Source organism: Pseudomonas sp. CGJS7, assembly GCF_036961695.1.
In genome coordinates, this window is record NZ_JBAMDI010000249.1 from 1 (window position 1) to 5,666 (window position 5,666).

The following is a 5,666-nucleotide window of genomic DNA, read 5'->3' on the forward strand; positions in this document are numbered from 1 at the left end:
GCCGTCGTTGTTGGGGCGCATCGGCCGCAAGCTGAAGTCGCTGGTGGCGCGGCCGCCGCGTACGCAGCACTGAGTACGATCCGCGCGGGTGAAGCGGCGCTGCCGTTTCGCCGCCGCGCATCGGCTGCATCGAAGGGCCCCGTTCGGGGCCCTTTTTGCGTTTGGCGTTGGTTGCCGCGACCAAGTCGCTGGATCCCCGCGTTCGCGGGGATGACGGCTTGAGAGAGCCGCCGCGCACCTACCTACCGTCATTCCCGCGAACGCGGGAATCCAGAGACTTTAGCGCCGCTCACTGCTGCCGACTGACAAACACCGACCATGTATTCGCCGAGGTTTCCACCAACTGGAACACGTCCAGGTCGCCATCGGTGTCGATATCCAGCAACTGGTACTGATTGCCGTAAGGCGCAGTCGGCGGCCAGCCGATGCCGAAGGCGCCGCCAGCGTACGGCCAGGTGGTGAACACGCCGCTGGAGCCGGGTTCGAAATGGCCGCGGCGGCCGCTGCCGGCGGCGTTGCACCAGATGGTTAAACGCCAATTCGGCGGCGCGCTGCCGAAGGACGGAAAGACGATGAAGCGCGCATTGCCGTATCCGGTCGAACCGGCCGGGCAGGCCAGGGTGGCGACGTTGATCGGCGGATCGTATTGCTCGGCCTGAGCGAGTCGAGCGTGGCCGCCCGCGGCCAGCAGGCAGGCGAGAACGAGCGAGGTCTTGATCGTGTGCATGAGTCCGGCTCCATAGAAAACAGACGATTCCCGCGGCCCGACGGGCCGAGGACGTTCACTTCCGATGTCGGACGGATGCAAGCGGCCGGGACGCGAACGCGCGCGCCGGCGGGGTGCGGTCGCCGGCTTGGGCCCTGAGCGGAGGCGTCCGCGGGCTTGCCGGTCGTTGCCGTCGCGGCGCTTGCGCGCGGTCGCGACGGCCGCAGCGCGAACATAGGCCAAACGCGTCGGCCGAAACGTGATGATTTCCGGCGATTCGCTCTGCGATACTTCCGGCCATGACCGTATTGCGCTTCGACAACGTCAGCAAACGCTACAGCAGCGGCCACGAGGCCTTGAGCGAAGTCAGCTTCGAGGTGGCGCCGGGCGAGATGCTGTTCGTCACCGGCCACTCCGGCGCCGGCAAGAGCACGCTGCTCAAACTCATCCACCTCAGCGAGCGGCCCAGCCGCGGCGCGGTGCTGTTCGGCGAGCGCAACCTGCTCAAGGTCGGCGGGCGCCGGATCGCGCTGCATCGGCGCGAGGTCGGGGTGGTGTTCCAGGATCATCGCCTGCTGGCCGATCGCAGCGTCGCCGACAACGTCGCCCTGCCGCTGCTGCTGCGCGGTCTGCGCCGCGGCGATATCGGCCGGCGCGTGCGCGCCACGCTCGACAAGGTGGGGCTGGGCGCGCGCGCATCGGCCTTGCCGGGCGAGCTGTCGGCCGGCGAACAACAACGCGTCGGCATCGCCCGCGCGATCATCGGCGAGCCGCGGCTGCTGGTGGCCGACGAACCCACCGGCAACCTCGATCCGACCTTGTCGGCGGAGATCATGGCGCTGTTCCAATCGCTGCCCGAACGCGGCACCAGCGTGCTGGTGGCCAGCCACGACCTGGCCCTGGTCAAGCGCATGAAAAAGCGCGTGCTGGTGCTCAACCACGGCCGCCTGGTCGACGACATCGCCCCCGAGGACCTGGCCGAATGAGCGACCCCATCAACACCGCCGCGGCCGAGCGCGCGCCCGAAGCGGCGGTCGAGTCGGCCTCGCAATCGCGCCTGGGCATGTGGTTCGACCATCATCTCTACAGCCTGGTCGCCAGCGCTGGCCGCTTGTTGCGCAAGCCCTGGGCGACGCTGCTGACCATCGGCGTGATGGCGGTGGCGCTGGCGTTGCCGCTGGGCCTGTGGGCGAGCTTGAACAACGTCGAACGCTTCGCCGGCGACGTCCAGCGTTCGCGCCAGATCAGCGTGTTCCTGAAGCCGGACATCAAGCTCGAACGCGCCCGCGCCCTGGCCGAAGAATTGCGCGCGCGCGCCGAAGTCGGCGGCGTGGAATTGCGTACGCCCGAACAAGGCCTGGCCGATCTGCGCGAAAAGAGCGGCCTGGGCGAAAGCTTGTCGGCGATCGAAGGCAATCCGCTGCCGAGCCTGCTGGTGGTGACGCCCAAGGGCGATGAGCTGGCCCTGGCGCAGGCGTTGGGCGAACTGGCCGAGGCCGATGTGGTCCAGCATGACGCCGGCTGGCGCCAGCGCCTGGACGGCTGGCTGCGGTTCGGTTCGCGCCTGGCCTGGGTGCTGGCGGCGATGCTGGGCCTGGGCGCGTTGCTGGTGGTCGGCAACACCGTGCGTCTGGACATTCAATCGCGGCGCGAGGAAATCGGCGTGCTGCAGTTGCTCGGCGCCACCGACGGTTTCATCCGCCGGCCGTTCCTGTACCTGGGCGCCTGCTACGGCCTGGCCGCCGGCGCGGTCGCGCTGGCGTTGCTGACCGCGGCCGAACACAGCCTGCACGAGCCGCTGAGCGCGTTGGCGCTCAGCTACGGCAGCCATTTCGAACTGCAGGGCTTCGGCCCGCTGCAGGCGCTGCAGATCCTGGCCGGCGCCGCGGCGCTGGGCTGGCTCGGTGCGGGTCTGGTGACCGGGCACTATCTGCGCCAGACCCGCGCCGGACAGGGCTGAACCGGGCGTTCGCGGCCGCTCGGCGCGATCGCGCGCCCTGCTCGGGCGGCGGCCGCGTCACGGCCGCCACCGACCCGAGGCGAATCTCCGCCGACACGCGGTTGCAATGATGGTGCGCAAGGCTCGGATTCCGGGCCCGCTTGCGCCTAGAATCCTGGTTCCCCGCCTGTCCCCCGCATCATCCGCACTCCGTTCCGCGCCGGCGTCCAACGCCGCCGGTTCCGCGTCGCCGAGACGGTACTGTCCCCGTATGCAAAGCCAGAACCTGCGTCACTTCGAGAACACCGCGCCGCGGGTGATGGTGGTCGACGGCTCGCGGCTGGTGCGCAAGCTCATCGCCGACGTGCTGGTGCGCGAGCTGCCCAACGCGCGCATCGTCCAGTGCGGCAGCATCATCGAAGCGCGGTTGGCGCTGGATCACGGCGAAGTCGATCTGGTCACCACCGCCCTGGTGCTGCCCGACGGCGACGGCATCGCCCTGGCGCGCGCGGTGCGCGAGGCCGCGGCGCAGGCCTACGTGCCGGTGATCGTGGTCTCCGGCGATGCCCAGTCGCATCTGGAAGCGCGCCGTTTCACCGAAGACGTCACCGATTATTTCGACAAATCCCTGGGCCCGGCCGCGTTGGCCGAGTTCATTCGCGGCTACGTCCAGCCGCAGCCGATTCCCGGCGCGCGGGTGCTGTATGTCGAGGACAGCCGCGTTGTCGCGGTCGCGACCAAACGCATGCTCGAGCGCCACGCGCTGCAGGTGCTGCACTTCATCGGCGTGGAAGAAGCGCTGGAACACCTGGAAGCGCACCGCGCCAGCGGCCGCGACGGCGGCGATGCCGGCGCCGACCTGGTGCTCACCGACGTTTATCTGAAGGGCGAGCTGGGCGGCAAGGATTTGCTGGCCAAGCTGCGCAACGACTTCGACTACGGCAAGCGCCGCCTGCCGGTGCTGGTGATGACCGGCGACGCCAATCGCGACAACCAGAGCGCGCTGCTGCGCGCCGGCGCCAACGATCTGGTACTCAAGCCGATCGAAGAGCGTCTGCTGGTCACCAAGACCTTGTTCCAGCTGCGCCTGTCGCGGCTGGTCGAACCCACCGGCGCGGCGGTGCCGGCATGAGCGACGGCGATCGCGACATCAAGCTCGAACCATCGTGGAAGCAGCGCGTCGGCGATTGGTTCGTGCGCGAGGACATGCACGCGCTCTCGCGTTTCCTGCGCGAGCGCAAGGCGGCCGGGGCGCGGATCTTTCCGCCCGGGCCGGATATTTTCAGCGCGTTCGAGGCCACGCCGTTCGATGCGGCGAAGGTGGTGATCCTCGGCCAGGATCCGTATCACGGCCAAGGACAGGCGCACGGGCTGTGCTTTTCGGTTCGGCCCGGCGTGCAAGTGCCGCCGTCGCTGGACAATATTTTCAAGGAGATCCATCGCGATCTCGGCATCGCCCGGCCCGATCACGGTTATTTGATGCCGTGGGCGCGCCGCGGCGTGCTCTTGCTCAACGCCGTGCTCACGGTCGAAGAAGGCCGCGCCGGCGCGCATCAGGGCAAGGGTTGGGAAGGTTTCACCGATCACGTCGTCGACGTGCTCAACCGCGAGCGCGAAGGCTTGGTGTTTTTGCTGTGGGGCAGCTATGCCCAGGCCAAGGGCAAGGTGATCGATCCGCGCCGGCACCGCGTGCTCAAGGCGCCGCATCCCTCGCCGTTGTCGGCGCATCGCGGTTTCATCGGCTGCGGGCACTTTTCCGCGGCCAACGAGTATCTCTCGCGTCAGGGCGTCGCCCCGATCGACTGGACTTTGCCGGCACGCAGCGCGCTGGAGTCGTAGCGATTCAGGCACGGCCAGTGTGGTCGTCCCGCTGCGTGCAACTGCGATGCGCGGCATCGCCCGCGCGCCCCGACCGAAGCCCATCGGACTTGCGTTGGGTAAGGCTCCGGCGGTGCTTCGCGCCTGCCGGTGCGCAGTTTTGATCGATTCCGAAGCCGTCTAGGCACCTTTCTCGCCACTTTTTTGTCACCTGACGGGCCGCGATCCCCACGCGGCTTGCGTCCTATTGGTGCTTGCGTGGTTGCCTCGATCCGCGAGGCGGGCGGGCGTCGCGCCCTCTCCTGAGCACAAAAAGCGGTTCGGACTCGTCTGAATCTGCGGGCGAATTTGTGCCTGTGGCTTCAGTTTCGCCCCAGGGCTTTTGTCAAAAAGTGACGCATTGCGTCACTTTTCCGTTCTTCATCGCAATCAGTCCCTGAAATCCAGGCCTCTTTGGAGGGCTGCTCCGCGGATGCACAGATTGTGTGGATGTCCGCAATGACGGCGACTCGCCGATTGGAGGGGGGTAGGTGCCCATAGCTATGCCATCGGGCACCCAGCCAGTCGACTTCAGTTTCAGGGGGCGTTGTGACCGTGGATTCCAAATCAGCTGTTCGGGCAGTGCTGTGCCGTATCGGTCAGACACTGCTGCTGACGGTCGCGACCGCCTTGGCACTGCCGGCGTTCTCGCAGAACGCGGTCAACCGCGCTTCCGTGGCGGCTCCCGCCGGCGTGACCAACACGGGCGCCAACTGCAACAACCCCGGTCAGACCTTCGCCAACGGCGTGTGCACCGCCGAGGACAACGACCCGATCCAGCCCCGGCTGACCTTGGTCAAGACGGTGACCAACGACAACGGCGGCACCGCCCAGCCCGCCGCGTGGACGCTGACGGCCACCGGGCCGGTCACCATCAGTGGCGCCACCGGTGCGGCCGCGGTCACCAACGCATCGGTCGATGCCGGCACCTACTCCCTGTCCGAATCCGGCGGCCCGACGGGTTATATCGCCGGCACCTATAGCTGTGTGCTCAACGGCGGCGCGGCGACGGTGGCGAATTCGATCACCCTCGCGGCGGGGGACGTCGCCACCTGCACCATCGATAACAACGACCAGGCTGCGACGCTGACCCTGGTCAAGACGGTGACCAACGACAACGGCGGTACCGCCACGGTCAGCGACTTCCCGCTGACCGCGACCGGC

General features: G+C 68.0%; 6 protein-coding genes. 5 read left to right on the top strand and 1 reads right to left on the bottom strand.

Annotated features, from left to right (window positions below; all coding sequences use genetic code 11):
• Window positions 1-289: 289 nt before the first annotated feature.
• Entirely contained in the window at window positions 290-727 is a 438-nt protein-coding gene (locus V7787_RS52070; protein ID WP_336095338.1) for a hypothetical protein, read from the bottom strand.
• Window positions 728-1,005: 278 nt separating this feature from the next.
• Between V7787_RS52070 and ftsE the strand changes: the two genes are divergently transcribed.
• The 5 genes from ftsE to V7787_RS52095 form a co-directional block, all read left to right on the top strand.
• Entirely contained in the window at window positions 1,006-1,692 is a 687-nt protein-coding gene (gene ftsE / locus V7787_RS52075; protein WP_336095339.1) for a cell division ATP-binding protein FtsE, read from the top strand.
• Window positions 1,689-2,666 (top strand): permease-like cell division protein FtsX, encoded by a 978-nt coding sequence (ftsX, locus tag V7787_RS52080; protein ID WP_336095340.1) that lies wholly within the window; start codon window positions 1,689-1,691, stop codon window positions 2,664-2,666. The genes ftsE and ftsX overlap by 4 nt, the downstream gene beginning before the upstream one ends.
• A 250-nt stretch (window positions 2,667-2,916) precedes the next feature.
• Complete coding sequence (locus V7787_RS52085; RefSeq protein WP_336095341.1) at window positions 2,917-3,777, top strand: response regulator; 861 nt, start codon at window positions 2,917-2,919, stop codon at window positions 3,775-3,777.
• Window positions 3,774-4,484: a uracil-DNA glycosylase gene (gene ung / locus V7787_RS52090; RefSeq protein ID WP_336095342.1), complete on the top strand. Its 711-nt coding sequence runs from the start codon at window positions 3,774-3,776 to the stop codon at window positions 4,482-4,484. Before V7787_RS52085 ends, ung begins: the two co-directional genes overlap by 4 nt.
• Window positions 4,485-5,057: 573 nt before the next feature.
• Window positions 5,058-5,666, top strand: a 609-nt coding sequence (locus tag V7787_RS52095) for a hypothetical protein (protein WP_336095343.1), incomplete at its 3' end; no start/stop codon positions are given.

Bases quoted from the DNA above. Each gene is read 5' to 3' on its own strand.
- ftsE (WP_336095339.1), top strand. From the start codon at position 1,006: ATGACCGTATTGCGCTTCGACAACGTCAGCAAACGCTACAGCAGCGGC.
- V7787_RS52070 (WP_336095338.1), bottom strand. From the start codon at position 727: ATGCACACGATCAAGACCTCGCTCGTTCTCGCCTGCCTGCTGGCCGCG.
- ung (WP_336095342.1), top strand. From the start codon at position 3,774: ATGAGCGACGGCGATCGCGACATCAAGCTCGAACCATCGTGGAAGCAG.
- ftsX (WP_336095340.1), top strand. From the start codon at position 1,689: ATGAGCGACCCCATCAACACCGCCGCGGCCGAGCGCGCGCCCGAAGCG.
- V7787_RS52085 (WP_336095341.1), top strand. From the start codon at position 2,917: ATGCAAAGCCAGAACCTGCGTCACTTCGAGAACACCGCGCCGCGGGTG.